Source organism: Paenibacillus vulneris, assembly GCF_039543185.1.
Taxonomy (GTDB): domain Bacteria; phylum Bacillota; class Bacilli; order Paenibacillales; family NBRC-103111; genus Paenibacillus_S; species Paenibacillus_S vulneris.
In genome coordinates, this window is record NZ_BAABJG010000045.1 from 1 (window position 1) to 25,965 (window position 25,965).

The following is a 25,965-nucleotide window of genomic DNA, read 5'->3' on the forward strand; positions in this document are numbered from 1 at the left end:
GTTCAGTTTTCAAAGGACAATCTTCGTTCGTTTTCGACATCCGTCAAAAGCGACCTGATTAATATATCACATTCGTCTACTTCATTGCAAGTACTTTTTTTGGAATTTATTTAGTTAATTCTTCAAAAGTGCTTGTCTCAAAAGCGACAAGTAGTAATGTATCAAATTCCGGCGGCAATTGCAAGCTTAATTTGTTTTGAAATTTATCCCAGCTGTGAGTTTTGGATACAAACAAATGCATCCGCCAAGTCAACCAGACTCGGCGGATGCATTCTATACAGACCATTCCTCCAGCTTAAGCATAGGATCGGCCGTAATATCCAAGGCCGAGAATTGTCCCCGCCGCCACTTCAGGAAAGCGGCGGCCGCGATCATCGCGGCGTTGTCGGTGCAGAGACTCATAGGAGGCGCCAGCAGCGGCACGCCTATCTCTGCGCAGCGCTCGGCGAGGCGCTGCCGGAGTCCCTTGTTGGCGGCGACCCCGCCCGCCAACAGCAGCTGCTTCGCGCCGTAGGCCTGGACGGCGCGGATCGATTTCTCCACCAGGACATCGATAACCGAGTCCTGAAAGCCCTTCGCTACAGCTTGCGGCGCAAGCTGCTGGCCCTTCATGTTGGCCTGGTTCAGCACGGCCAACACAGCCGATTTCAGCCCGCTGAAGCTGAAATCGTACGAATCCGGCTCCAGCCAGGCGCGCGGAAGAGGCACCGCCTCTTCCCCTTCATGGGCCAGCCGGTCGATATGAGGCCCGCCAGGGTAGGGCAGCTTAAGAGCGCGCGCTACCTTGTCGTAAGCTTCGCCGGCGGCATCGTCCCGGGTTTGGCCGATAATGCGAAAGCGGCCCTCGGATTCTACGTATACCAGCTCCGTATGCCCGCCGGATACAACAAGAGTAACGAACGGATACTGCAGCTCATGAACGAGCTGGTTGGCATAAATATGTCCGGCGATATGATGAACGCCGATCAAAGGAAGCTCCAAGGCGCAGGCCAAGGACTTGGCGGCCACGAGCCCGACCAGCAGGGCGCCGACCATGCCCGGTCCTTGGGTGACGGCAATCGCTGACAAATCGGACGGTCGAAGCTTCGCCTCCTCGAACGCCTGCTCTATGATCCAGGTGATGTTCTCGACATGCTGTCTGGACGCGACCTCAGGAACAACCCCTCCGAATCGCTTATGCGTTTCGATCTGACTGGATACTACGTTGGACAAAATGGCAGTCCCGTCCTGAACGATAGCCACCGAGGTCTCGTCGCAGCTGGTTTCAATCGCCAATATATAAGTCGGTTTCTGTTGGGAGAGTTGTTCGCCCTGCTCCAACGAATCATTTATTTTCATGACAAATCCCCTGTTAATTCATTCAAATTATGATGATATTTCGGCAGATCGGCCCACATAATCATCGCATCTTCCCTATTATCCGTATAATAGCCTCGCCTTAAGCCTACAGAATAAAAGCCCAGCTTTTCATACAGGTTGATAGCGACCTGATTCGAAGGGCGCACCTCCAATGTCATGCGGACAGCGCCGAAGAAGCTGGCGGTTTTTTGCAGCTCGCGCATCAGCCGTTCTCCGAGCTTTTGGCCGCGGTATTTTTTCCTGACCGCTACGTTCGTTACATGGGCTTCCTCCATAATAAGCCACATCCCGCCATAGCCTGCAATCTCGCCGTCGCATTCCATAACCATGTAACGGGCAAACTGATTGTTTGTCAGCTCATTCTGAAATGCTCCCGCCGTCCAGGGCGTCGTGAACGCCTCCTGCTCTATTTCGCATATGGCTGGAATATCATCCATTTGCATGGAGCGGAACTCCAAATGATTCGTGGCTTCATCTCTGTGCTCTTGTCGATCCAATCCGTGAAGCCTCCCTTACGATTTTTGAGCCATTAATTTGACTTCTGCTTCAGGCAGCTGCGTATAGTTGGGTACAAGCCCATGCGGCGCCTCTGTGCGTCCTTCCGCCCAGCGTGCCCTTGCCAGCTCCGCTAGATGCCGCGCTCGGATCTCATGTGGAAGCTCGGCCGACTCTCCCTGCCATCCGGCAAAAAAACGCTGCAGCGTTTCCTCGTGCAGCTTCGTCTCCCCGGCAAAAACAATACAATCCGGTTTGATTTCCTGACTGGATAGCGCTCTCTCAAGCAGCTGTTCCGTCCATGCGGACATTAAACGGATGCTGTCGGATTCGAGGCAGCTCCATCCTTGTCCCGATGCCTGGTACAAGCCTGTAAAAGCTTGTCCGCGCCGCGCCTCAATCATAGGAACAACCCATACCGTTTTCCCCTGATTCCTGACTGTTTCCAGAGCGCTGAGAATAGGCTCATTACCATCCGCATCGGCGATACCGCCAGTTAAATAAGCTTCTGCCGCGCCCAGCGCCATGGTCTCCAGGCTGGAAACCGCCAGCAGCGCCATTCCGTGCGTCCAGGCAAAAGTTTTGGCCGCTGTCACGCCGATCCTCACGCCGGTATAAGAACCCGGACCAACGCCGACTCCGAATGCATCCAGCTCTTTGGCCGACAAGCCTGCTGAAGTCAAGAGCTGCTGAATTTGCGGGAGCAAATGTATGGAGTGATTCCGCTCCGCCTTGGAATTGATTTCGCCAAGCAGCTCATTCCCGCGTACAAGAGCAAGCGACATCGAGCTGGTTGACGTATCAATGGCAAGCAAGGTGCCTTGTAAAGCATTCATTGTATTCGTCATAGCAACGTTCCGTTCTCCTTTAATTCTGTGCACCACCGTACATAAGGCTGCCCATGGGGGATTAACCGGAACACCCGTTCCGTCTCTCCGGCATGCTCAATCGATATGGAGAGTCTATCCGGGGGCAGCAAATCAACAATAAGCGAAGACCACTCCACTAAAGTGACGCCCTCCCCGTAAAAGTACTCGTCCAAGCCGAGCTCATCCGCCTCCTCCTGAGATAAGCGGTACACATCCATATGATAAAAAGGGAGATGATTCCCTTCATATTCTTTAATAATAGTAAATGTAGGACTATTCACTACATGCTGAACTCCTATTGCTCTGGCCACCGCCTGGGAAAACGCCGTTTTCCCAGCACCGAGGTCTCCGTCCAGCGTAATGACGGTGCCCGGCTCAAAATAGCGGGCAAGGCTCACCGCAAGGTGCGCGGTCCGGTCCAAATTATCCGCATGAAATATGTAGGAGGCCGATTCGGTCACTGGATTCCACCCCTTCAAAAATGATTATACCCTTTTTTCTCAATAGGCAGAACGGACCCGCTGCTTTGCACAAGACGGACTCCCTTCGTTTCGCCGTTCACATAACCAATAATAAAAAGCTCGAGACCCGCCTCTTTAAATTTCATCTGCATCGCCGCGGCATGCTCCGCCGGCATGGTCCCTACAAGCTGGTAATCCTCGCCTCCGAACAGGATGAAGTCTAGAGGATCCTTGCCCGCCTGAAGAGCATAGTCCATAAGCTCGCCGTTTATTGGAATCCGATCTTCGATAAGATCGATCCCTGCATTGGAAGCTTCGGCAATTTCCCACGCTTCGCTGGCCAAGCCGTCGCTGACATCATTCAACGCATGGCACACGCCGGATTGCTGCAGCAGCCGCCCCGCTTCTATCTGGGGATCCGGTCTGCAATGAGCCTGGATAAGCGATTGCCGGTTCCTCCAATCCAGTCTTTCCTCCCACTGCTTCGCGGGAATGCTTTGCGTGAGCAGAAAATCCAGCCCCGCCGCTGACCGCCCCAGCTCTCCTGTAATGAAGAGCACATCCCCGGGCTTCGCCGAGGATCGCAGCAAGGCTTTGCCGGTCTCTACCTCGCCCAGTACGGTTACCGACACGGTAATCCCTCCAATAGAGGACGTAGTATCTCCTCCCACGATGACGACACTCCAACGATTCGCACATTCGTACAATCCTTCATAGATCTCCTCTATGCGAGCTTGCGACGTCTCCTTAGGAAAGCTTACCGCGACCAAAGCATACCGGGGCATCGAGCCCATCGCGGCAATATCGCTTACGGCTGCAGCCATCGCCTTATAACCGATATCCTGATTGCGCATGGTAATCTGCTTAAAGTGGATTTCCTCCGTCATCGTATCGCAGGTCATAACAAGCTGGCATCCGGGAGTTAGATGGGCTACCGCCGCGTCGTCCCCAATCCCGATCTCTACGCCGCCGGCCTGTTGAAAGGCAGGTGACTGCTTGCCCTGCGTCAATCTGTGAATTAGTGCAAATTCGTCCAAAGAACTCAATCCAAGACCGCCTCCGTACCGTATTCTCCCTATTATAGCCCTCTCCCCTATACGTAGCAATATAGGCCTCTATGCATACCCCGAACATAGGAATTCAACGTATCGCCTCTTCTTGGCAGGTAGATCGAATGAAGGGAATCCATTTTTGACGAATATATCTTTGCATGTACCCCATCAAAAAAAACAACCCCCAAGCACAAGAGCACTTGGAGGCAGGGACTACCTTTATTGAACTTCTTGAAGCTGATCAACCGGAACAACACGGGAATCCGCAGGTTGGAGCTCTACATGAACCTTGGCCGTTTCCTTTTCAGGGTCTACACTGTCAATCCAGACGGAGATTCCGTTCAGCTCGACATCGATTTTTTCTTCGGACTTTAATATTTCTTGAGCACGATACAGTTTCATCCAGAATTACACCCCCTCGGGTCTATATTCATTTGTCGGCAGAGATGGAGCTTAAAGCGGATCTTCCTTCCGCAACGACTCCAATTATTCCTCGTGCAGCACCGACTCCGGGTGATCCATCGTATCGGTAGTGGATTCTTCGATCAAGCCGTTTTTTAAGCTGACGTAGCCGCCGCCCAAGCCTTCATTGACCATCCGGTCAATATCCATAAAATAATCATCCCGGCCTTGGTGAAGCGCATCGGTTGCGCTCGAACCTTCCGGTTCGTTGGACGCGGTCGCACCTTGCTCCTGAGCGGCATCTCCCGCTAACGGGCTCTTGTTATTCTCCATAAATGGGCTCCTCCTTTGTCGGCAGTGATGTTTGCCATTTCGGCTTATTTGTAGCATGTCCCTACAATTGCCCCGTTCATTCATATAAAATTGCCAATTTGGGGATACTGTCAATTAGAGGACACGGATTGGAATTTGCAACCAGTTTATTTGGTATAGCCTATCATTTTAAGGAGGGAAAAAGATGCATACGGTATGGAAAGGAGCTATCAGCTTCGGCCTGGTGCACGTCCCGGTCAAAATGTTTTCTGCAACGGAGGACAAGGATATCTCCATGCGCTACATTCATAAGGAGTGTACGACGCCGCTCAACTTTGTAAGGAAATGCATGACCTGCGAGCGCGAGGTGCAATGGGAGGAAATCGCGAGAGGCTACGAGTACGAGCCGGGAGCCTTCGTCTTATTCGAGAAGGACGAGCTGGAGAAGCTGAACGGCGAGGTGACCAAGGAAATCAAGATTCTTGATTTTGTTCAGCTGACCGATATCGATCCGATTTATTTTCAAAAAACGTACTACCTGGCCCCGAACGAAACCGGCGGCAACGCTTATAACCTTCTGCTGGAAGCGATGAGACAGAGCGGCAAAATCGGCATCGCCAAAGTATCCATCCGTTCGAAAAGCAGCCTGGCCGCTATACGTGTGATCGATAACTGTATCGCTATGGAGACGATCTTTTTCCCTGATGAAATCCGGTCGATCGATCAGGTTCCGAACCTGCCCGAACAAATCAATGTGAACGACAAAGAGCTGCAAATGGCCAAAATGCTGATCGAACAGCTGTCGACTCCTTTTGAACCGGAGAAGTACAAAGACGATTACCGTGAAGCCGTTCTTCGCGCTATCGAGCAAAAAGTCAACGGCCAGCAGGTCAGCGTGGCTCCAGAGCCTCATAAAACAAATGTTATTGATCTGATGTCGGCGCTGCAGGCCAGCCTGGATGCTATGAAGCCGGTGCCTGAGACGGACGCTCCCCCTGCGGCAAAGGAAAAAAAGCCGAAAGCAAAGAAGAAGGTAAAGGAAGAGACGGTTTCTTAATCAAACGATTAAGATATGCTATCTCCTGATTCTAGAGCGTGAATATTATGGCTCACTGAGCAGCAAAAAGCCGACACTCCGCAGTTGCACCGAATGTCGGCTTTGTTCTATTCCTCCAGCTTGCAGTCCTTAGGGGACACATCAACAAACGATTGTATGCTTGGCTGCCGCAGCGTCCCGTTATGGGTCCATTCCATAAAATGCACCTTCACGGTAAGCACCGGTTCCATCCAGACGGCATCCTTGCTTCGTTCCGGATTATTCACGAACGTCTTGCTTGGAACACGGAGCTTCTCCGCTTTCTCCGTTACATCTCTCCAATCCTGCACCGTCATTTTGCCAGCGCCTGCATGGCCGATGTACCAGAGCCTTCCTTCCTTATCGTATAGCCCGAGCAGAAGTGCATTCACTGTGCCGGCTCTATAAGTGACTCCGCCAACAACGGCAATCGTATCCTGGAACAGCTTCTTCTTCACCCAGCGCTTGTCTTTCCCGCGGATGGCATAATTGCTGTTCAAATCCTTACATACAATGCCCTCAAGCTGATGCTGTTTGACGACCTCATACAGTCCGCTGATTTCCTTATAGCTCGGCACTAGTTGTACTTGAGGTACAGGATGTACGTACTGCTCCAACAGCCGCTGGCGCTGGTGCAGGCTTTGCCCGGTCACCCATTCCCCGTTCACGAACAAAATATCAAATATCATATACACAATCGGAATATGGGGCTGCACCATACGGACCTTCTGCTCGCTGCGCAGGCCGTCACGCTTCATGACCTGGTGAAACGATGGCTTCATTCCTTCCAGAGCTACGATCTCCCCGTCCAGTATGACCGATTCCGCCGAGCAGTATGCCTTTAGGTCAAGAAGCTCGGGGTACTGCATGGTCCTTTCATGAAGCCTGCGATTGACCAATTTCGTCTCGGCTCCGTCATAATAAGCGAGCATGCGGACACCGTCCCATTTGACCTGGGCGATCCATTCATCTCCCGTTGGGAGCTTATCAGTTGTGATCGGCTCGAAAGGAATAATCGGTTCTAGTCGCATAGCTACCTCCGGATAAACTGGTTATTCCAAGTATGGGCAAACCTTATCCGGATCATTCCGTTATCGGCTCGATCCTTGCTCCTGTAGCCTAGCCCCTGAAAAAGATAGCCCCTATAACCAAGGAGGCCACGATTCCCCAAGCCGCATTGATGTTCAAATATTGAACCATGATAAAGTAGCCTGCACCCAGCAGGAAAGGCAGGAAGCTGATGACATCCTCACTAGGCTTGAATACATATTTGGCAAAATCGAAGGCAAGCATCGCCATCATGACGAAAATGACCGGCTGCACTCCTTTGATCATGCCCCGTATGATGGGGTTATTTTGCAGCTTCATCATCACGCCTACTAACGCCACCATCAGCAGTGCCGTCGGCATGACAACGGCGGAGAGCGCCACGAATGCGCCCAGCCAGCCTGCTATTTTATATCCGATATAGGCTGCGAGCTTCGTAGCGATCGGTCCGGGCAAGGCGTTGCCGAAAGCCAAGGCATTCCCGAATTCCTCCGGACTCATCCACCCCATTCGTACTACTTCATTCTGATACAACGGAATAATCGACGGTCCTCCGCCGTAACCGAGCATCGTCGCTCTTCCGAAGGCGATAAACAGGTTCCATAATGTTGTCCACATAGCTTTGTTTCTCCTCTTTCCCCAATAGCTTAAAGCTTCATTCCCATCCGGCTTTTATACCGTTTGATCAGCATTTGGCAGTCTACGCTCATGATCCCCGGCATCGTATACAGCTTCTCCACAAGGAAAGACTCCATCTGCTGAAAATCCTTAAATAGCCCGTGCATATGCAGCTTGCTCGGTCCGGTCATATGGTACAAGCTCGTGACCTCCGTCTCCTGGGACAGCTTCTCGGCGACCTCCTGTAAATGCTGAGGCTCAATATCCACATTAAAGAAGGCGGATACACTCATACCGATTCTTCCGGGGTTGATCACGGCCGTAAACTTCTCAATCACTCCCTGCTCCATTAGCGAGCTGATCCTCGCTTGCACGGCAACCCGGGAAAGACCGATGTCCCGACCCAAATCGGTATAAGATATTCTTCCGTTATCGTGAAGCGCTTCTAATATTTTGCGGTCATATTCGTCCAGTTCAACGACGGATGGAATAGGAGCGTCCTGCTGATCCACTATCATTCACCACTTTCATTTCGAAATATAAACAAACAAATTCAATAACGAAACGCAAGAATAAATCCAATTATATCTATCATACGATGTACTGTAAACAAAATAACCTTCAAAACGAAAAAATCTTGTTGTCCGTTAAATATGAATTATGTTAATGTTTAACATAACTTATTACGGCTTGCTAAACCGTTAAATACATAGTCCTTTCCTCTTGCATCAAACAGCACTCATTCTACTGTAAAGGAGATTGACCTTATGAACCCATCTGTCGTTGGAACCAAAACCATGGTGGTAAGCCCCCATTATTTAGCATCTATGGCTGGCAGCCGTATGCTTCAGCAGGGAGGCAACGCCTATGACGCCGCGGTCGCCGTTAGCGCATGCCTGGCTGTAGTCTACCCTCATATGACAGGAATCGGCGGCGATTCCTTCTGGTTATGCTACAACAGCCGGGAGCAAATGGTAAAAGCCTATAATGGCAGCGGCCGCTCGGGCTTTAACGTCAGCCTGTCGTCTTATGCGGGCGAGACGAGCATTCCTTATCGGGGCATTCGCAGCGCTATCACGGTCCCCGGCATGGTGGACAGCTGGGATGCAATCCTCCGCGAACACGGAAGGCTACCCCTATCGGAGGTGCTTGAGCCTGCTATCACCTATGCCGCTGAAGGCTTTCCGATGACGAAGGACCAGTACAAGCATACTCTGAACCATTTTGAGCTGCTCGCAGGAATGCCTTATACGTCCGATATTTATACTCCTAACCAGCGAGTCCCTTTGCCGGGAGAACGCTTTGTTCAAAGCCGTCTGGCCGACAGCCTGCGTGAAATTGCGGACCGCGGAAGGGATGCATTTTATACGGGAAAGCTGGCTCATGCTATCGCGGATTTCCTTGCCAGGGAAGGCGGGATGCTGACTCTGGAGGATTTGGCGGCTCACCGCGGCAACTGGGTGACCCCGATCTCAAGTACGTACAGAGGGTACACCATGTACCAGGTTCCGCCGAATTCGCAGGGCTTCGTCGGCCTGATGGCCCTGAACATTCTGGAGCATTGCGATTTGCAAACGATTGAGCACGGCTCCTACGAATATTACCACCTGCTGGTTGAAGCCTTGAAAAGAAGCTTCGTAGACCGAAACGCCGTGTTGACCGATCCCGATTTCAGCCACATCCCGCTTGATGAGCTGCTGGACCCGGCCTATGCCAAGAGATTGTACGACGCCATTTCAATGGATCAGGCAATGATTCCCGAAGAAGCCCGGCCTATGGGGAGCGATACGGCCTATGCCGCCGTCGTGGACGAGGAAGGAAATGCCGTCTCCTTTATCCAAAGCCTGTACTTTGAATTCGGGTCGGCAGTCGTAGCCGGGAATACAGGCATATTACTGCAAAACCGCGGCTCGTTCTTCTCGCTGGACCCGGGGCATATCAACTCCCTGCAGCCCAACAAGCGGTCCTTCCATACTCTCATGCCCGCAATGGCCTGCAGGAACGGAAAGCCGGCCATTCTGTACGGAACCCAAGGCGGGGAAGGCCAGCCGCAGACCCAGACGGCCATCATAACCCGGATGATCGACTACGGAATGAGCCCGCAGGAAGCCGTCAGCGCACCGCGCTTCGTATGGGGGCGCACCTGGGGCCATGCGACGCAGGAGCTGAAGCTCGAAAGCCGGATCGATTCCGGGGTCGCTATGCGTCTGGGGAAGGCTGGGCATGAGGTCCGCAGAGTGCGTGATTATGATCCCGCCATGGGACATGCCCATGCCATACGCATCGACGAGCATGGCTTCCTCCATGGAGGCGCCGATCCCCGCAGCGACGGGCTCAGCATTGGATGGTAAACCCGTAGACCGGATGGATTGCCGCGCAGCGATCCCCGGTCTTTTTATCATGGCCGGGCCTCCTCCTCCCTTATGTTTGGATTCGTCTCCCGACGACCATAATAGGGTTAAACCTTGATTCCTGACGAAGCTAAAGACTCTATATATACCTTTATGAGGGGGAAATCCAATGGCAACCGCATCCAAGAATAAAGGGACCGTTATCATTGAAGGAGAAGAAATCACGATTACGAATCCGAATAAGCTGCTGTGGCCGGAGATGGGTATCACCAAAATTATGTACCTGGAGAAGCTGCTGAAGCTTGCTCCCTATTTGCTGGAGTATACGCGCAACCGGTATTTGACGACGATTCGTTATCCGAACGGTTATGCCGATAAATCGTTTTATCAAAAAAACGCCCCCGAGCCCATCCCCCATTTTGTCAAAACGGCGGAACTCGACGGCATTAACTACGTGCATCTCGACTCCGTTCCAACCCTGCTGTGGCTTGGCAACCTGGCCTGTCTGGAATTCCATCCTTCGTTTCACCGAATCGGCGAGCAGATGCCTGAGGAATGGCTGATCGATATCGATCCTACCTTGGACCCTGAGCCTCGCATTATGGAGGCGGCAGAAGTGGTTGGCGAGACACTGGACAAGATGAATATTCGTTCCATTCCCAAAACCTCCGGTGCGACCGGAGTCCAGATCTATGTGCCCATTGAGCGCAAATACACCTTCGAGCAGCTGCGCAAAATCGGCCTCTTTGTCGCTTCGTTTGCCGTCCAAAAGCATCCCCGTTTATTTACGATCGAACGATTGAAGAAGGATCGCGGCACCTTGATCTACTTTGATTATTTGCAGCACTGGTATGGCAAGACGCTCTCCGCTCCCTACACCCCTCGGGCAAGAAGAGACGCTACTGTCTCCACCCCGCTTCATTGGGAAGAGGTTGCCCGGCGCTGCGATCCCCGCGAGTTCACCTTGCTTACGATCGAGCAGCGCCTTCAGGAGCAAGGCGACCTTATCCAGCGGGTACCACCGCAAAATTTGGATCAAGTGCTGTCCTTTATCCAATCCAAGTAGCCGTCAAAACAGCGGAGACAGCAGTCTCGCAATCAATTCCTTTCCCTTTTGCATCCGCGGCCGCTTCTCGAATACCTCGAGCTTCAGCTCTTTGCTGTCCTTCAAATCCTGGAGAAAATCCGACTCGAGACGCTGAATCGATTCCTTATCGAACAGCACCGCGTTCATTTCAAAATTGCTGAAGAAGCTGCGCATATCCATATTCGCGGTCCCTACGGAGGCCAAAATATCATCGATAATGATGACTTTGGCATGCATGAAGCCCTTCTCATAGGAATAGAAGCGGACCCCGGCCTGCATCAGCTCTTCAAAGTACGAGAGCGAAGCATAGTTGACGACCTTGGAGTCCGGACGCGACGGATAAATGATCTTGACATCCACGCCGCTTATAGCCGCGGTTTTCAGTCCCATGCTGATGCTCGGGTCGGGAACAAAATAAGGGGTTGTAATGAAGATGCGTTTCTTGGCCGTTGTGATGGCTCCAAAGTACATCTCCAAGATGGCATCCCAATGCGCATCCGGACCGCTGCTGATAATCTGTACCTGCTTCGTGCCGGTGTTATCGTGCTCGGGAAACAGGATCGAATCCGTCAGCTGCTTGCCGCTGACAAACTGCCAATCGTTCAAAAAGGTATACTGCAGCGAATACACTGCGTCCCCTATCAGCTCCAGGTGAGTATCTCTCCAAAAACCGAGATCCGGATTTCCTCCCAAATATTCATTCCCTATGTTAATGCCTCCAAGATACCCTTTAATCCCGTCAACGACGACAATTTTGCGATGATTGCGATAATTCATTCTTTTATCGAAGAACGCGATGAGCGGCGGCAAGAAAATGTAGGCTTCCACCCCCGCGCTGCGCAGCTCGTTCAAAAACCGGTTCTCGAGCTGATAGCTGCCGATCCCGTCAAAGATGCACCGGACCTTCACACCCTCCTGCGCTTTGCGAATGAGAAGCTGCTGAAATGTTCTCCCGGTTTCATCGTGACGAATCGTATAAAATTCGAAATGAACATACAAACGCGCTTGTTCGATCGCATGTAGTATCGCTTCATAGGCCATATCCGCGTTGGTCAGCACCCGAACCTCGTTTTGACGGGTCACCGAAGAGCTCGGAATATTATTCAACAAAGCATGAAGCCTTGGCTCTCTGCATAGCCCTTCCGGCTGAGGCACTTCCTCTGAGGATTGTACGGATGCATACCTTCTCCCTTCATGACGGGGTTCCATCATGTATCGCAGCCCTCGGCGGCGGGCTTTTTTGCGATGAGTATACTCCTTGGCCAAAAAGTAGTACATAACAAATCCAATAATTGGAAATATAAATAAAATGACGAGCCACGCTACGGTCTTGGACGGATATCGGAACTCATGGAACAAAATCGTAATGATCTGAAAAATAAACAGCAGCAGCGCGGCAACTAACCATATCACGGTTACCGTCCCTCCCTCCTCTAGGTTAGCCAGCCATAACGATCCAATACGATACTATTGTAATCCGTTCCTTTTGGGGCTATTCAGAAATGAAGGCAAACTTTCCTAATCCATTAATAAAAATTCCTTTTTTGAGAAAAATAAACGAAAGATGCCTGTAAGACTTAAGAAGGAGGCCGTCATGCTGGGATCGAGAAGCAAAACTAAAAAAGCCGATAAGACCGAAGGTCAAAAGCAGCAAAATTTCGATTATCAGTTTATCGACGAGCTTAAATCGGTACCGGTATTTCTTTCATTAGAAGAAAACAAAGCCTTTTTGAACAATCTCTTTGATGACTGCTCGGATTTCGTTATCAGGGAATTCGACATTGAGCATAGCGCGAAAGCACTCTTGTTTTTTATAGATGGCATGGTCAATACGGAATTTGCGAACGAGGCCATGAAAGCTCTCATGATACTGGAGGGCGAGGAACGGCAAATCGACCGAATTATAGAAACAACTCTGCCGGTGACACAAGTACAGAAATCCTGCGAATACAAAACCCTCCTGACATCCGTATTGGGCGGGGATGCGGGTCTCATCGTCGACGGGAACAAGGAAGCGCTGATGATGGGGATTCGCGGAATGGAAAAGCGCTCTATCCAGGAGCCGGAGACGGAATCCGTCATTCGCGGACCCCGTGAGGGCTTCGTTGAAAATTTGCGCACGAATACTTCCATGGTCCGCAGGAAGCTCAAAACGCCAAGACTAAAAATGAAGCCGATGACACTGGGTCGCGAGAGCAATACGAGCATTGTTATTACGTACATGGAGGATCTGGCCGATCCGAATTTGGTTGATGAGGTCTTAGCCCGGCTGGAGAAGATCGATATCGATGCGGTACTGGAAACGGGATATCTGGAGGAATTCATTCAGGATTCCGCCTATTCCCCTTTTCCCCAAGTGCAGTACACGGAACGTCCGGATATGGTCGCCTCGGCTCTGCTTCAAGGACGGATAGGCATTATCGTCGACGGAACCCCCTTCGTGCTGCTTGTCCCTTTCGTATTTGCGGAGGCGCTGCATGCGACGGAGGATTATTACGAGCGGTTCCAGATCATGACCCTGATCCGCTGGCTGCGGTATTCCCTGCTTATTCTGTCACTGCTGACCCCAGGCTTATATGTGGCCTTCACCACCTTCCATCAGGATCTGCTGCCGACGTCGCTTCTTCTGTCTGTCGCTGCGTCAAGGGAAGCTATTCCGTTTCCGGCCGTGGTTGAAGCGTTCATTATGGAGGCCGTGTTCGAGGCGCTCAGGGAAGCCGGTATTCGCCTGCCCAAAACGATCGGCTCCGCTGTCAGTATCCTGGGAGCGCTGGTCATCGGGCAAGCTGCGGTTCAGGCGGGTATCGTATCCGCTCCGATGGTTATCGTCGTATCCTTGACAGGGATTGCGTCCTTTACCATTCCCCGCTTTAACGCAGCGATAGCGATTCGGATTCTGCGCTTTCCCATCATGTTCGCAGCAGCCACCTTCGGTCTGTTCGGCATTCTGGTCTGCGTCATGCTCATTCTGGGTCATATGGCTAATTTGCGGACTTTCGGGATTCCATACCTTTCCCCCTATGGTCCTCTCTCGTCTAACGACTTGAAGGATAATATGATCCGCGCCCCTTGGTGGACTATGAAAAACAGGCCGGCCTTTTTATCCGTGAAGGATTCCATCAGGCAGGGAGACGATGCTGCCAATGAGATCAAAGAGCAGGGCGGACAACGGGGTATGAGCATTGAGCACAAAGACAAAAACAAAGGAGACGTTCAATAATGAGACGGCGCTATGCCCGCTGCTTTCTTCTAGCCCTCTCCCTTCTCCTCCTGCCCGGCTGCTGGGACCGAACGGAGATCAACGACGTTGCCTTTGTCTTATCCTCCGCTGTGGACCTGGAGCCGGACGGCAAAATTCGAATTACCGTTATGGTCCCGCTTACGGGCCAAATGGGTGGAGCTACAGGGGGAGGCGGCGGAACAGGCGGAGAAAAGAGCTATTACCTCGACTCCGAGTCCGGCAATACGTTCCGGGAAGCCCAGGCAAGACTGCAGGAGCGGATGTCCCGCCGCATGTTCTTCGGCCACCGCCGAACGCTGATCATAGGCGAAGACGTCGCCAGAAAAGGCATCCGAGACCTGTTCGATTCCTCCCCGCGCAATTCGGAGAACCGGATGTCGTCCTACCTCGTGGCTACCAAAGGCAAGGCTTATGATCTGCTAAGGGCCCATCCCAAATTCGAGCGGTTTCCTTCCGAAGTCATCCGGGAGCTTGCCAAGGCGGGCAATGTCATCGATATGAACATGAAGGATGTTGGCGTTGCCCTGAATGCTCCCGGAAGCGATCCGGTCATGGTCTATATGGTGACGAAGGAATCCGAGAAGAGCGACAAAAAATCCAAAGAGATCGAAGTGAAGGGATATGCCCAATTCAAGGACGACAAAATGATCGATACGATCGAGGGCGAAGAATCGCAGGGCTTCTCGTGGCTGAGGAATGAATCCATCAAGACTACGGTAACGCTAACGCCGACGCCCCAACAAAAAGGGGGGATCGGTTTACGTATGTATGAAATCAAAACGAAAATCCGGCCTTCCACCCAGGGTCAGCGGCTTCGCTTCAGTATTCAAACCCAAGCCAAGGCGGTTCTGCTGGAGGACGAATTGCAGATGGACCTCAGTCAGACGCGCAATGCCGAGAAGGTCGAAAGAATGCTGAATGACTATATGAAAAAGGCGATGGAGAAGGTCATCCAAAAATGCATAAAGAACGGTGTGGATTCCGTTCAATTCGGCACTTACGTATGGAGGAGCTTCCCTGACGAATGGAAAAACCATTATGCAAAGGACTGGCCAAAGCCTATGAAGGACGCCGAGTTCGACATTACCATCAACAGCAAGCTGATCGAAACCGGCTTAATCTACCAAAACGTCACGAAGGAGAGCCGTTCCAAATGAATAACATTTTTATGTGTTCCCTTCTCTTGATCATGGTGATTACCTTTTTATTTGATCTTCGCAAGTTGAAAAAGCAAAAAAAATCCATTCGCTGGTTTTACCACTGCAGCTTTGCCGTAACCGCCGCCGTCTACCTATGCACCCTGCTGGGAGTGGCGCTGCCCATGCCGACCAGTTTTTTTATTCACAAAGTATCGCCATGGGTATATTCGATAATACCGCGATGAAGCAACCTATGATAACAAAGCAGGTGAAGGTATGGATTCCAAGCAAATCATCAATTATAGGCAGATGTCCTGGCTTATCGCTTCCCTCCTGACAGGAGGGGGGCTTGTCAGCATACAGCATGATCTCGTAAGGGTAGCGCGAATGGATGCCTGGTTCACTTATATCCTGCCAACCCTCTACATCGTGCTGGTAGCCTATGCCTTTTGCAAGCTGGCGCAGCGATTTCCGGGCAGAAATCTGTTTGAGATCAATAAAATCGTGATGGGAAAAGCCGTCGGGTTAATCTTTAATCTGATTCTCATTGTCCACTTCTGGCTGATGCTGATTCGGGACGTACGTTCGTTCAGCAAATTTATGGGCACGATTCTGCTGCCCACTACACCTGAAGAAGTCGTCTTGTTCATTATGATCCTTCTCATTATGTATTTCGGCAGGACGAGCATTGAAGTCATTGGCCGGGTCAATGATATTTTCTTCCCTTTATTTGCTTTAACGATTTTATTGATGCCGCTCATGCTGACCAATGAATTGGACAAATCCTTGATCGAGCCGATCCTTGCGGGAGATTTCTTTAATGTCTTTTACGGCAATATGCTCTCTCTTGGCTGGTATGGAGACATTTTCATTGCGGGTGCATTCCTTCATGCGATCAGCCAAATCAAGCAGGTACGTTCCGCCATTCGGCACGGCGCCATCTTGTCCTCTCTGTTTCTCGGCATTTTCCTGCTGATGGAGGTGCTGGTGTTCGGTCCAATCATTAGCGGAAATCTGATTTACCCTAATTATAATCTGGTGCAGCAAATTCATATTACCGACTTTTTGGACCGGATGGATCTATTGATTTTGAGCATCTGGGCACCCATCTTATTCTCCAAGGATATTTTGATTTATCTCGCCTTGCTCACAGGGTTAGCCAGTCTCGTCAAACAAAGGGACTACAGCACCATCAATACACCGATCGGTTACTTTATCTTGTTAACGTCGCTGCTTGCCTTTAAGAACACGACCGAGGTGTTCAGCTTCGGGAACTACAGCTCCACCGTGATCGTTCTAAGCTATCAGCCGTTGGCTTTGCTTCTCCTGCTGCTATTGTCCCGCAGGTTCCCGGTCCCGAAGACCAGCCAAAACAGCGGCTCGAATCAGCCCTCTCCTGCCAGACAGGACAATGGAGACTCGGATTCTGCAAACCATACCGGTGCGGACGACAACCAGAAGGGGACGAATCAGAACAGGCGGCCGGGGTCTTCTCCTTTGAGCGCGCATGGCCCTTCCTATCATCTTTGGTCCCGCTTGAGCAACATCCTGCTAACGACCAGTATTGTTTCTGTTGTCGCCGGGCTTTGGGGAAGCGAATATTTCGCGGCGATCGGGGTTGTTTGCGGCATCATCTATGGGCTCACAATGACTCTGGCCGCCATCAGCTCCTATATGGAGCTTACGCAGGCGAGACAGCAAAGAATTTGAGGGGGAAGTGAGTGATTATGTCGCTTCGATGCTAATGATTTTATTCAAGGGAATGAGCAGGGTAAGGTCCTCCTCTTCCCCATCCCTGAAGACGATAATCTCGATAAAGTCTGTTCCGTTGCGGACCAGTCTTGCCTGAAAGCTTCCTGCATAGGTTGTGCGAATAAGTGCCGGTTCTCCGGAGAACCCCTCCGCTTGAAGGGCTACCTCGGCTTTCAAATGCATGGTAAGACGGTCCATGAGATTCATGCGGCTCGTTTTCAACCAGGACAAGCGAATTCCTCCTCCATGGATGCATAGTTTCTACCAATATATGCCATAGGGATTCGCAACATACCGAAAGGAGTTATCATGAGGTTCAAGTGGTTTCAAAACAAGCTGACCTTCGTCATCATTCCGGAGGCGAATGAAAGCGTCAAGCGAATCAAACTATCCCGAGCGGTCCTATGCTCCGTCTTGCTTGCCGTCATGCTGTTTGTGGGTACCGCATCGTATGTGTATGTGATTCATTTCCATTCCATGGCTGCAACCCAAGTGACGGAATCCAGGCAGCAGGCGCATAACAGCCGGTTGGAGCAGGATTTAACGAATAAGAACAAAACGATCGAGCAGCTGCAGAATGAAATTTTTCAGCTTTCCAGACAGGCATCGGAAGTACGCACCAAAGTGGAGGAAATGAAACAGCTCGAGACCGAGCTCAGGAAGCTGGCTCCCTCCGGCGCTCCCGTATCCACAGGCCCTGTTAAGGCGGCCGCAGCTTTGGCTGCCCAAGGCGGTATGGGCGGGCCGGCCCATCCTGTAACGGCGCAGCAGATGAAGGCACTCGCAAAGCAAACCCGCGAGAGCTACGCCGTGCTGCAGCAGGATATGACCGAGCTGGAGCAGCATTGGAAGCAATCGAAGGAGACGCTGCTGGAAAAAAGGGAGCTTGCCCTGCGAACGCCCGGATTATGGCCGACGGTCTCGCGCACCGTCACCTCTCCTTTCGGCTATCGCAAGGATCCGATTACAAGCAAGCTGAGCTTTCATCGCGGCATCGATATCGCCGGTAAAATGAACGATCCTGTCCTCGCTGCCGCGAAGGGAACTGCCATAACCGTCGGATATGACAAGTTCCACGGACACCATGTCGTGCTGGAGCATGGCGGCGGACTGCGCACCTGGTACATGCATTTGAACGAAGCGCTGGTGCGTCAGGGAGATGCCGTAGAGCGCGGGCAGCAGATCGGCAAGCTCGGCTCTACCGGCCGAAGTACCGGCCCCCATCTGCATTACGAAATACTTCATAACGGGAAAAGCACCGATCCCAAGCCATACTTGCCTGGACTATAATCCAGGATGAATCCTAAGGAGGAGTCTTACTGATGGCCATGTTAAACAAAGCAAAGCCGCAGCGCCGTGCTGCGGGAACCGATACGTTAATCGGGGAAGGAACGTTATGGGAAGGAAGCTGCACGTCGGAAGCCGATATTCGAATTGAAGGCGAAGTCATAGGCGATCTGCGCATTTCCGGTGAAGTCGTTATCGGGGAAAAAGGCGTCGTCCGCTCGGACATTACCGCGAAGGACGTCACGATAGCCGGCAGACTCGAAGGGACGGTAAAGGCAGAGGGGGTCGTCCGAATTACCTCGACGGGCAAGCTGATCGGCACGGTCCAGGCCGGCTCTCTGATCATTGAAAAAGGGGCTGTCTTCCAGGGCACAAGCCAAATGAGCGACGGAGCGGAAGATAGGATTTTCCCTTGTGCCGTGGTATAATGGGGCAAACTGTGACAGCTTAGGCATCTTTCGGCCGAAACGCTGTACGGCTCAATGCCCCATTGCTTGAGCCTGAATTGACCTACTCACTGACACGGAAAACGGAGACCCTTCTATGAACAAACAAACGATCCTTTTCGATATGGACGATACACTGCTGTACTGCAACAAATTTTTCGATATGGTGGTCGACCAATTTGCCGACTTGATGGAGATGTGGTTCCACACCTACCAAATTCCTATCGCGGAAATCAAACAAAAGCAGGCGGAAATCGATCTGCAGCGCGTAGAGCAATCCGGCTTCGCACCCGATCATTTCCCCCAATCATTTATGGATGCATACGAGTTTTTCTCCGATATGACAGGAAGACTCAAGAGCGAGCAGGAGCAGCGGCAGCTGCTGGAGCTCGGACGGTCCGTATATGGGCATGACATTGAGCCCTATCCTTTCATGTATGAAACATTAACGCAGTTAACCGAAGAAGGGCATGAGCTTCACTTGTACACCGGCGGGGTGCCGCAGGTACAGATGCGCAAGGTGACGGAAGCCGGACTGGAGCGTTTTTTTGCCGACCGCATTCACATCACCAGGCATAAAACGACCGAGTATCTGGATTCGATTATCCGCAACAACCGGCTTGACCGCAAAGCCACCTGGATGATCGGCAATTCGCTACGCACGGACATTACCCCTGCGCTCAAAAACGGCATTCATGCGATCTTTATGCCTGCACTTCAAGAATGGGCCTACAATAACGTGCAGGTCGATACAGAACCGCAGGGAGCGTTCCTGACCTTGTCGTCCCTCGCGGAAATCCCGGATGCGATCCGCCGCTATACGGAAAACGCAGCGACCGGCTGATTCGCCCCGGGACCGGACGTCAGCTTCCGCTTCGTCCGGTTTCGTGCGGGATCGTCAGACATCACCTCTCCGATGGCTTCTCCCAGCTTGCCAATGCTTCGGCAGCCCTTCGTTGGGAGAAGTTGAATTCCACCCAGGAGCTCCGCTCCCCTCTTCGCAATCGTTCCTTCATGGCCTCCAGCGCATCGGCCGTCTGCTCCATATCCGGATAGCTGCGCTGCAACTCCAGCAAATAAGGAACCGCCTCATAGCTTAGCGAGCCCAAATAAGAAACATCGATTTTTCCTGTGGCTTCAAACCGCTGCAGATTGCTCGAAGCTACAACCGCATCGACCTGGATGTAATTCAACACCGTATAAGCTGTAATGGCAGCAATGGCATACGGCTGCAGCAGCCGAAAGCTGTCGTTCCACAGCTTGTATAGAGCAATAGCGAATAATACGGCAAGGAAGAGCATAAAGGCATGAACAAGCACTCTGGTGACCGTATAGCCGTAAGCCATCTCGTACATCGATAGCCGGAAGAAGGCGGAGCACAGCATTACGGCCGTACAGCCTACCAGCATGGCCAGAAGCGTGCGGAGCAGCCGGTCCAGCGCACGGATGGTTCGATCGACGGCATGAAGGGTTATCATCAGCAGCGTCAAATTCATCACGGTTACAATGACCAGCTCCGCAAAGCCCCGCCGCGCATATTCCGCATAGGTGACCCCATCCGGAAGCACGGCCGAGCCCCCGGCAAAGAAATAGGAGAACTGGACAACGGCAAACAGGATGTACACCGCATTCAGCATGATCAGGACGGTCGCCATAATAGTGCCGTCGATTCGTATAGGTCTGGAATACGGTACCGGAAGGCCCGGATCCCAGCCTTCCCCACTCCCTTCCTGCGCTAACGGAGGCATGCGCTGGATGTCTGTAAGCTTAGGCCTCGGATGCATCAATCCCCATACATATGCGAACAACGCAACGGTCATAAAGACAACCCAGCCGGCATTCCGCAGTAAATAACCGATGCGGATCTCGGCTAACAGCGCAGGCAGCCTGGACAGCGAGCGGTCGAACATCGTATCGGCGGAGGCCAGCAAGGACCCGACCAGCAGCAAAATAGGAAGCGATACGACTATGCCGGCCATCACCTTCCACAGCTGCTGAGACCCCCTCCATTTCATAGTCCCTGACAGGATGCGGGCGACCGATCGTACAGGCATTGGAACATACCGAATACTTTGAACGAAAATCTGGTCAAGCGCAGCCACTATAAGGCTTATGTCCAATCGGCGCGAATCCTTCCTGCGCACTAGCCATGTCGTATGTAAGACAATAAGGCAGGGGATCAGCAACGCATTAAGCACGGTGAACAAAGCATTGGTAAATGCCGCATACGTGAACGAAAGCAGGCCGATTGGCAGCAGAAGCAGCCAGCTGCGGACTCCCCTCTCCGGTACAGCCTTGATAGACCAATAAAAATAAAGGTAAAAGCCCAGCGTAAACAACGGATACGAAAGTCCCCATTCCTTGTTGGAAAAAAGCAGGTAATGAATCCATGCGCAAACCAGCGCTCCCGCCAAAACTATCATTTCCTGTTTGCGCACCGATTGGTTCTCCGTAATCATGTTCCGGTTAACCTCCCTAACATTCGATTTCGTATTTTAATGAAACCAATGCTCCAGCTGCGCTCTCTCCCCGACATAGTCGATAAAGGAAGAAGCCTTTAGCCGAAGAGCCTTCAATTCATTATCCTGCAGTTCCAGATCTACGGTTAAGGAAGAGATCAGGGAACACATTTGCAGCAGCCCGTGGTACGATGCGGGTACGAGCTCCAGCGCTTTGGCCACAATCTCCTGCTCGGAGGAAAGCCATGACGACTGGCCCCTTGCTCGCAAGTCAGTTTCCTTTTGCTCCTCTAACTCCAGATATAAGCTTGCATAAAACAGGACGGTCTGCGCCGTCTCCGCTATCGTCTCCCGCTCTATAGCCAGTTGGGATTCCTTAATAAACTGTTCAGTCCAATGCATTTGCAGCAGGCGGCTATCCGCCAAAACACTCCACGTATTCACTTGGTAACCTCCTTAAGAAAGCGGTTTGGTGTGACTACGGCTTTCTTTTTTTATTGTAGGCTGTAAAATAGGAATAAAAAGCGCAAGTTTGTAAATGGAAATTTCCTATTTTTGATTCCAATAAACGGTTATTCTTTTAATATATGAAATCATTGAGGTGAAACGATGAAACTAGCCAGCCATTATATAAGATTGCGTGAAAAGCTGCCGCATGTCGGCGAGCATCAGGAGCAAGACATTCTATTAGACGATATTGCGGCTATTCTGGACTGCACCCATCGCAATGCGGCTATGATTCTGAAAAAAATGAACAGCGAGGGCTGGCTCCAGTGGCTCCCCAAGCGAGGAAGGGGCAATCGCTCCTCTCTCTTGTTCCTGACGCCGACGGAAGATATAATTTTGCTGCTTGCCAAGGAGCTTGTGGAACGGAAGGATCTTCACGGGGCGCTGGAGCAGATGAACGTGTCTTCGATTCCGGACTCTCTGAAGGACCATTTTCACAGCTGGCTGAACGGGCACTTCGGGTACAGCAGCGAGGTTCGCGACAGCAAGCGGTTCGATACGCTTCGCTTTCCGTTGACCCAGCCTATCCAATCGCTGGACCCCGCATTTACGAATTTCTCCACGGAGGGGCATCTGGTCAATCAACTGTTCGACAGCCTGGTCCGTTACAACCGGCTGACCCAAACGATTGAGCCTCACTTGGCCCATGCCTGGGAATCCAGCGCCGATCGCTCGGCATGGACCTTCTATCTGCGCAAGGGCGTGATGTTCCATCACGGAAAGGAGCTGGTGGCCGAGGACATTCGCTTTACTCTGGAGCGCCTCAAGCAGTCAGAGGCCCGTTCCTTATACCGGTGGGTGTACCGGCAAATCGAGCGTGTCGATATCATCGACCCGTTAACGCTGACTGTCTATTTGACGGAGCCCAATGAGCTGTTCCTGCAATTTATGAGCACGAACCGCGCTTCCATCATTCCAAAGGACGCCTATGCCGGGTTCAGCACCGAAAAGGAAGGGAAAGAAGCGTTCGCGCGCGCTCCCATCGGCACCGGTCCCTTCAAGCTCACCTATCTGGACGATTCGATGTGCGTGCTGGATGCGTTCCCGACTTATTTTCAAGGACGGGCCCATCTGGACCGCGTCGAGCTGTGGCATGTTCCGGATATGCAGCAGCAGGACCGCTACCGGACGCTGGAAAGCTTTCAGATCATTCATAACTACCGGCTGCCGGATGAAGCGGAAAGCCCCTGGCATCAAGTTCAGCAGCAGGGCACGACCTGCAAGTTCGTCACGTTCAACCTGCTCAAGCAGGGGCCGCTCAAGGACCCGGCGATTCGCGAGGCGGTGTACGCCGCCCTAGACCAGCGCAAGCTGCTGGAGCTGCTGGACGGCGATGCTCTCTACGCTGCCGACAGCTTTATTCGGCACACTGCGATCAACCCGCCCGAATCCGATCTTGCTCAGGTGCGCAGTCTTATCAAGCAGTCGGGCTATGCAGGCGAACGCATCACTTTATGCACGATAACGCATTACGAACGGGATGCTCTGCTAGTCCAAACCCTCCTGCGGGAGGCGGGGCTGGCCGTGGAGCTGTCTCTGCTGCCCGTGGAGGAATTCAAGGGCGAACGCAGGCTGCAGGCGGACATGCTGCTCTTCTCGATCATGCTCGATAACGATACGGAGCTGAGACTCATCGATCTGTACAAAAGCATGCAGCATCACCTGGAGCCGGCATGCAAGGCCGCCGTCGAGCAATTCATCGCAGCAGCGCTGCGAGAGTCTCATCGGGAAGGACGGGCCGGACTGCTGCAAAGCATCGAAAGACGGCTTCGTGACGATCATGTGCTGCAATGGCTGTATTTCAAACGGCTCAAGACGATCTACCATTCCTCTGTCAAAGGAATATCTCTCGATTCTCTGGACTGGGTGCAGTTCAAAAATATATGGTATAAGCCGTAATCAAGCCCGCCTCGGCAGAACGTGGGATCCTCCCTCTGCTCCCGCACAGGGCCTCGCCGGAATTCCTCTACAAAGAACAATGAAACTGAGCTGACGTAGAGGAATATGTTGAATTTTTGTTACATTTGTTCTTTAAAACGAAGTTTGTCCTAAGTGAGTAGTTGATTTTGCAGAATAATCAGGTATACTTGAGATAAATATTCGTTATAGAGAACGAATGTGCAATTTCATGGGCACAGCCTAAATAAGAACAGGGAGGAAGCCAAGCCATGTGTGGTATTGTCGGGTATATCGGAAGCCGAGATTCGCAGCCCATTTTGCTGGAGGGGTTAAAAAAATTGGAGTACCGGGGGTATGACTCTGCCGGATTAGCAGTGCACACGTCCGAGGGGCTTCATATCGCCAAGTCGAAAGGAAGAATTCAGGAGCTGGAATCGAGACTCGAGCACCAGCCGCTTGTCGGCTTTGCAGGCATCGGGCATACCCGTTGGGCTACGCACGGCAAGCCGTCGGATGAGAATTCGCACCCCCATGCCGATAACAGCATGAAAATATCGGTTGTACATAACGGAATCATTGAAAATCATCAGCAGTTGAAAGAAGAGCTGGAGCAGCTAGGGCATCAGTTCTTGTCGGAAACGGACACCGAGGTGATCAGCCATCTCATCGCCCATTATTATAACGGGAACCTGGTTCAAGCCGTTCAACAGGCGGTCAGCCGCATTCGCGGAGCCTATGCCATCGTCGTTCTGTCCGAGCATGAGCCGGATAAGCTGATCGCGGTTCGCTGGGCGAGCCCGTTAATTATCGGCGTCGGCAACGGTGAGAATTTCATCGGGTCGGATATTCCCGCCATTCTCGAATATACGCGGGACGTCTACATTCTGGGCGATGGAGAGATGGCGGTCATCTCCCGTGATACGGTGGAGCTGATGACGCTTGAAGGGAATTTTATCGCCAAGCAGCTGTTCCGTATCGACTGGGACATTATGATGGCGGAAAAAGGCGGCTACGATCATTTCATGCTCAAGGAAATTTACGAGCAGCCTCGCGCTTATCTGGATACGATGAGAAGCCGGGTAGAAGAAGACAACCAACAAGTCGTTCTTCCTGAAGTGAAGATCGCTCCGGAATCGCTGCGGGAGGTCAGTCACATCCATATCGTAGCTTGCGGAACCGCCTACCATGCAGGCCTTGTCGGCAAGGCCGTCATTGAACGGCTAACCCGCATTCCTGTGGAGGTCGATGTCGCATCCGAATATCGTTACCGTCAGCCGGTCATTCGCGATAATACGCTGGTGATCGTCGTCAGCCAATCGGGCGAAACCGCGGATACCCTGGCCGCCATGCGCGAAGCGAAGCAGTGCGGAGCCCAGGTACTGGCTATAACCAACGTCGTCGGCAGCTCCGTCGCGAGAGAAGCCGATCATGTGATCTTCACCTGGGCAGGCCCGGAAATCGCCGTAGCTTCGACGAAAGCCTATACTTCGCAGCTCATTGCCTTCTATCTGCTGACGCTCTATATTTCGCAGAGCCTGGATACTTCTAATGCTCATGAGCGTATTGAGCTTCTGGAGGGGCTGAAGCAGCTGCCTGGACAAGTCGAGTCCATGCTGAAGCAAATCGAGCCTATCGTTCAAACGGCCAAGCAAATCGCGGCCTATGACGACCTTTATTTTATCGGGCGCGGCCTCGACGCCATGGTGGCACAGGAAGCGTCGCTTAAGCTGAAGGAGATTTCCTACATCCATTCAGAGGCCTATCCCGCCGGCGAGCTCAAGCACGGATCGCTTGCCTTAATCGAAGAAGGCACGCCGGTGATTGCGATCGCTACCCAGGAAGCGCTGCTGGAAAAAACGATCAGCAACATGAAGGAAGTCAAAGCCCGCGGAGCCTATGTCATCGCTGTCGCGATGGAAGGAAACACGGAGATCGTCAAGGCTGCCGATGAGGTCCTCTATATTCCGCGTACCCATGCCCTGCTGACACCGGCATTGTCGGTCATCCCGCTGCAGCTGCTTGCGTATTACGCTGCCTTGACCCGGGGCAATGATGTAGACAAGCCGAGGAATTTGGCTAAAAGCGTGACGGTTGAATAGATATAAAG

General features: G+C 52.1%; 26 protein-coding genes. 12 read left to right on the top strand and 14 right to left on the bottom strand.

The genetic code is table 11. The annotated features are described in order from the left end of the window. Window positions 1-273: 273 nt before the first annotated feature. The 7 genes from tsaD to ABEA66_RS30055 all read right to left on the bottom strand — a co-directional run bounded on the left by tsaD (window position 274) and on the right by ABEA66_RS30055 (window position 4,971). Window positions 274-1,338: a tRNA (adenosine(37)-N6)-threonylcarbamoyltransferase complex transferase subunit TsaD gene (gene tsaD, locus ABEA66_RS30025; RefSeq protein WP_345593411.1), complete on the bottom strand. Its 1,065-nt coding sequence runs from the start codon at window positions 1,336-1,338 to the stop codon at window positions 274-276. Next, window positions 1,335-1,856, bottom strand: coding sequence for a ribosomal protein S18-alanine N-acetyltransferase (gene rimI, locus ABEA66_RS30030; protein WP_377740855.1), 522 nt, complete (start codon window positions 1,854-1,856; stop codon window positions 1,335-1,337). Before rimI ends, tsaD begins: the two co-directional genes overlap by 4 nt. A 15-nt stretch (window positions 1,857-1,871) precedes the next feature. Continuing rightward, entirely contained in the window at window positions 1,872-2,702 is an 831-nt protein-coding gene (gene tsaB / locus ABEA66_RS30035; RefSeq protein WP_345593413.1) for a tRNA (adenosine(37)-N6)-threonylcarbamoyltransferase complex dimerization subunit type 1 TsaB, read from the bottom strand. Next, window positions 2,699-3,184, bottom strand: a complete 486-nt coding sequence (gene tsaE, locus ABEA66_RS30040; protein WP_377740852.1) for a tRNA (adenosine(37)-N6)-threonylcarbamoyltransferase complex ATPase subunit type 1 TsaE — start codon at window positions 3,182-3,184, stop codon at window positions 2,699-2,701. The genes tsaB and tsaE overlap by 4 nt, the downstream gene beginning before the upstream one ends. A 14-nt stretch (window positions 3,185-3,198) precedes the next feature. Next, the gene (thiL, locus tag ABEA66_RS30045; RefSeq protein WP_345593415.1) at window positions 3,199-4,230 is read right to left on the bottom strand and encodes a thiamine-phosphate kinase; all 1,032 of its coding nucleotides are present in this window, start codon (window positions 4,228-4,230) and stop codon (window positions 3,199-3,201) included. Between the two features lie 225 nt (window positions 4,231-4,455). Continuing rightward, window positions 4,456-4,638, bottom strand: coding sequence for an H-type small acid-soluble spore protein (locus tag ABEA66_RS30050; RefSeq protein ID WP_079914491.1), 183 nt, complete (start codon window positions 4,636-4,638; stop codon window positions 4,456-4,458). An 84-nt stretch (window positions 4,639-4,722) separates the two neighbouring features. After that, entirely contained in the window at window positions 4,723-4,971 is a 249-nt protein-coding gene (locus ABEA66_RS30055) for a hypothetical protein (RefSeq protein WP_345593553.1), read from the bottom strand. Between the two features lie 184 nt (window positions 4,972-5,155). Here ABEA66_RS30055 and ku point away from each other — a divergent pair, with 184 nt between their 5' ends. After that, window positions 5,156-6,007, top strand: a complete 852-nt coding sequence (gene ku, locus ABEA66_RS30060) for a non-homologous end joining protein Ku (RefSeq protein WP_079914493.1) — start codon at window positions 5,156-5,158, stop codon at window positions 6,005-6,007. Window positions 6,008-6,114: 107 nt separating this feature from the next. Here the strand turns inward: ku and ABEA66_RS30065 are convergent, their stop codons facing one another. From ABEA66_RS30065 to chrS, 3 genes are all read right to left on the bottom strand, one after another. Then, window positions 6,115-7,056, bottom strand: coding sequence for an ATP-dependent DNA ligase (locus tag ABEA66_RS30065; protein WP_345593418.1), 942 nt, complete (start codon window positions 7,054-7,056; stop codon window positions 6,115-6,117). A gap of 88 nt (window positions 7,057-7,144) precedes the next feature. After that, window positions 7,145-7,690 (bottom strand): chromate transporter, encoded by a 546-nt coding sequence (locus tag ABEA66_RS30070; RefSeq protein WP_079914495.1) that lies wholly within the window; start codon window positions 7,688-7,690, stop codon window positions 7,145-7,147. Window positions 7,691-7,719: 29 nt separating this feature from the next. Next, window positions 7,720-8,208: a chromate efflux transcriptional regulator ChrS gene (chrS, locus tag ABEA66_RS30075; protein WP_377740848.1), complete on the bottom strand. Its 489-nt coding sequence runs from the start codon at window positions 8,206-8,208 to the stop codon at window positions 7,720-7,722. 249 nt (window positions 8,209-8,457) lie between these two features. Here chrS and ggt point away from each other — a divergent pair, with 249 nt between their 5' ends. Next, window positions 8,458-10,041 (top strand): gamma-glutamyltransferase, encoded by a 1,584-nt coding sequence (gene ggt, locus ABEA66_RS30080; RefSeq protein WP_345593424.1) that lies wholly within the window; start codon window positions 8,458-8,460, stop codon window positions 10,039-10,041. 169 nt (window positions 10,042-10,210) lie between these two features. Beyond that, window positions 10,211-11,107 (top strand): non-homologous end-joining DNA ligase, encoded by an 897-nt coding sequence (gene ligD / locus ABEA66_RS30085; protein WP_345593426.1) that lies wholly within the window; start codon window positions 10,211-10,213, stop codon window positions 11,105-11,107. A gap of 3 nt (window positions 11,108-11,110) precedes the next feature. Here the strand turns inward: ligD and cls are convergent, their stop codons facing one another. Further along, window positions 11,111-12,541: a cardiolipin synthase gene (gene cls / locus ABEA66_RS30090; RefSeq protein WP_079914499.1), complete on the bottom strand. Its 1,431-nt coding sequence runs from the start codon at window positions 12,539-12,541 to the stop codon at window positions 11,111-11,113. A gap of 181 nt (window positions 12,542-12,722) precedes the next feature. Here cls and ABEA66_RS30095 point away from each other — a divergent pair, with 181 nt between their 5' ends. Genes ABEA66_RS30095 through ABEA66_RS30110 form a run of 4 tightly spaced genes read left to right on the top strand, consistent with a single transcriptional unit; the run spans window position 12,723 to window position 17,218 of the window. Then, the gene (locus ABEA66_RS30095) at window positions 12,723-14,348 is read left to right on the top strand and encodes a spore germination protein (protein ID WP_345593429.1); all 1,626 of its coding nucleotides are present in this window, start codon (window positions 12,723-12,725) and stop codon (window positions 14,346-14,348) included. Beyond that, window positions 14,348-15,526 (top strand): Ger(x)C family spore germination protein, encoded by a 1,179-nt coding sequence (locus ABEA66_RS30100; RefSeq protein WP_345593431.1) that lies wholly within the window; start codon window positions 14,348-14,350, stop codon window positions 15,524-15,526. Before ABEA66_RS30095 ends, ABEA66_RS30100 begins: the two co-directional genes overlap by 1 nt. After that, the gene (locus ABEA66_RS30105; protein WP_079914502.1) at window positions 15,523-15,753 is read left to right on the top strand and encodes a hypothetical protein; all 231 of its coding nucleotides are present in this window, start codon (window positions 15,523-15,525) and stop codon (window positions 15,751-15,753) included. Before ABEA66_RS30100 ends, ABEA66_RS30105 begins: the two co-directional genes overlap by 4 nt. Before the next feature lie 31 nt (window positions 15,754-15,784). Continuing rightward, window positions 15,785-17,218, top strand: coding sequence for a GerAB/ArcD/ProY family transporter (locus tag ABEA66_RS30110; RefSeq protein ID WP_345593433.1), 1,434 nt, complete (start codon window positions 15,785-15,787; stop codon window positions 17,216-17,218). A 15-nt stretch (window positions 17,219-17,233) separates the two neighbouring features. On the opposite strand, the gene ABEA66_RS30115 is transcribed toward ABEA66_RS30110, so the two are convergent. Continuing rightward, the gene (locus ABEA66_RS30115) at window positions 17,234-17,491 is read right to left on the bottom strand and encodes a hypothetical protein (protein WP_345593435.1); all 258 of its coding nucleotides are present in this window, start codon (window positions 17,489-17,491) and stop codon (window positions 17,234-17,236) included. A 78-nt stretch (window positions 17,492-17,569) separates the two neighbouring features. Between ABEA66_RS30115 and ABEA66_RS30120 the strand changes: the two genes are divergently transcribed. The 3 genes from ABEA66_RS30120 (at window position 17,570) to ABEA66_RS30130 (ending at window position 19,837) form a co-directional block, all read left to right on the top strand. Further along, window positions 17,570-18,550, top strand: a complete 981-nt coding sequence (locus tag ABEA66_RS30120) for a M23 family metallopeptidase (protein WP_345593437.1) — start codon at window positions 17,570-17,572, stop codon at window positions 18,548-18,550. A 32-nt stretch (window positions 18,551-18,582) separates the two neighbouring features. Next, entirely contained in the window at window positions 18,583-18,975 is a 393-nt protein-coding gene (locus ABEA66_RS30125) for a bactofilin family protein (protein ID WP_345593439.1), read from the top strand. Between the two features lie 115 nt (window positions 18,976-19,090). After that, complete coding sequence (locus ABEA66_RS30130; RefSeq protein ID WP_345593440.1) at window positions 19,091-19,837, top strand: HAD family hydrolase; 747 nt, start codon at window positions 19,091-19,093, stop codon at window positions 19,835-19,837. A 61-nt stretch (window positions 19,838-19,898) separates the two neighbouring features. On the opposite strand, the gene ABEA66_RS30135 is transcribed toward ABEA66_RS30130, so the two are convergent. Next, on the bottom strand, window positions 19,899-21,452 hold the full coding sequence (locus ABEA66_RS30135) for a DUF4153 domain-containing protein (RefSeq protein WP_345593441.1): 1,554 nt from the start codon (window positions 21,450-21,452) through the stop codon (window positions 19,899-19,901). A gap of 36 nt (window positions 21,453-21,488) precedes the next feature. Continuing rightward, on the bottom strand, window positions 21,489-21,896 hold the full coding sequence (locus tag ABEA66_RS30140) for a hypothetical protein (RefSeq protein ID WP_345593443.1): 408 nt from the start codon (window positions 21,894-21,896) through the stop codon (window positions 21,489-21,491). Window positions 21,897-22,061: 165 nt separating this feature from the next. Between ABEA66_RS30140 and ABEA66_RS30145 the strand changes: the two genes are divergently transcribed. Further along, on the top strand, window positions 22,062-23,858 hold the full coding sequence (locus ABEA66_RS30145; RefSeq protein WP_345593444.1) for an ABC transporter substrate-binding protein: 1,797 nt from the start codon (window positions 22,062-22,064) through the stop codon (window positions 23,856-23,858). 269 nt (window positions 23,859-24,127) lie between these two features. Then, on the top strand, window positions 24,128-25,957 hold the full coding sequence (gene glmS / locus ABEA66_RS30150) for a glutamine--fructose-6-phosphate transaminase (isomerizing) (RefSeq protein WP_192705918.1): 1,830 nt from the start codon (window positions 24,128-24,130) through the stop codon (window positions 25,955-25,957). The last annotated feature ends 8 nt before the right edge of the window (window positions 25,958-25,965 follow it).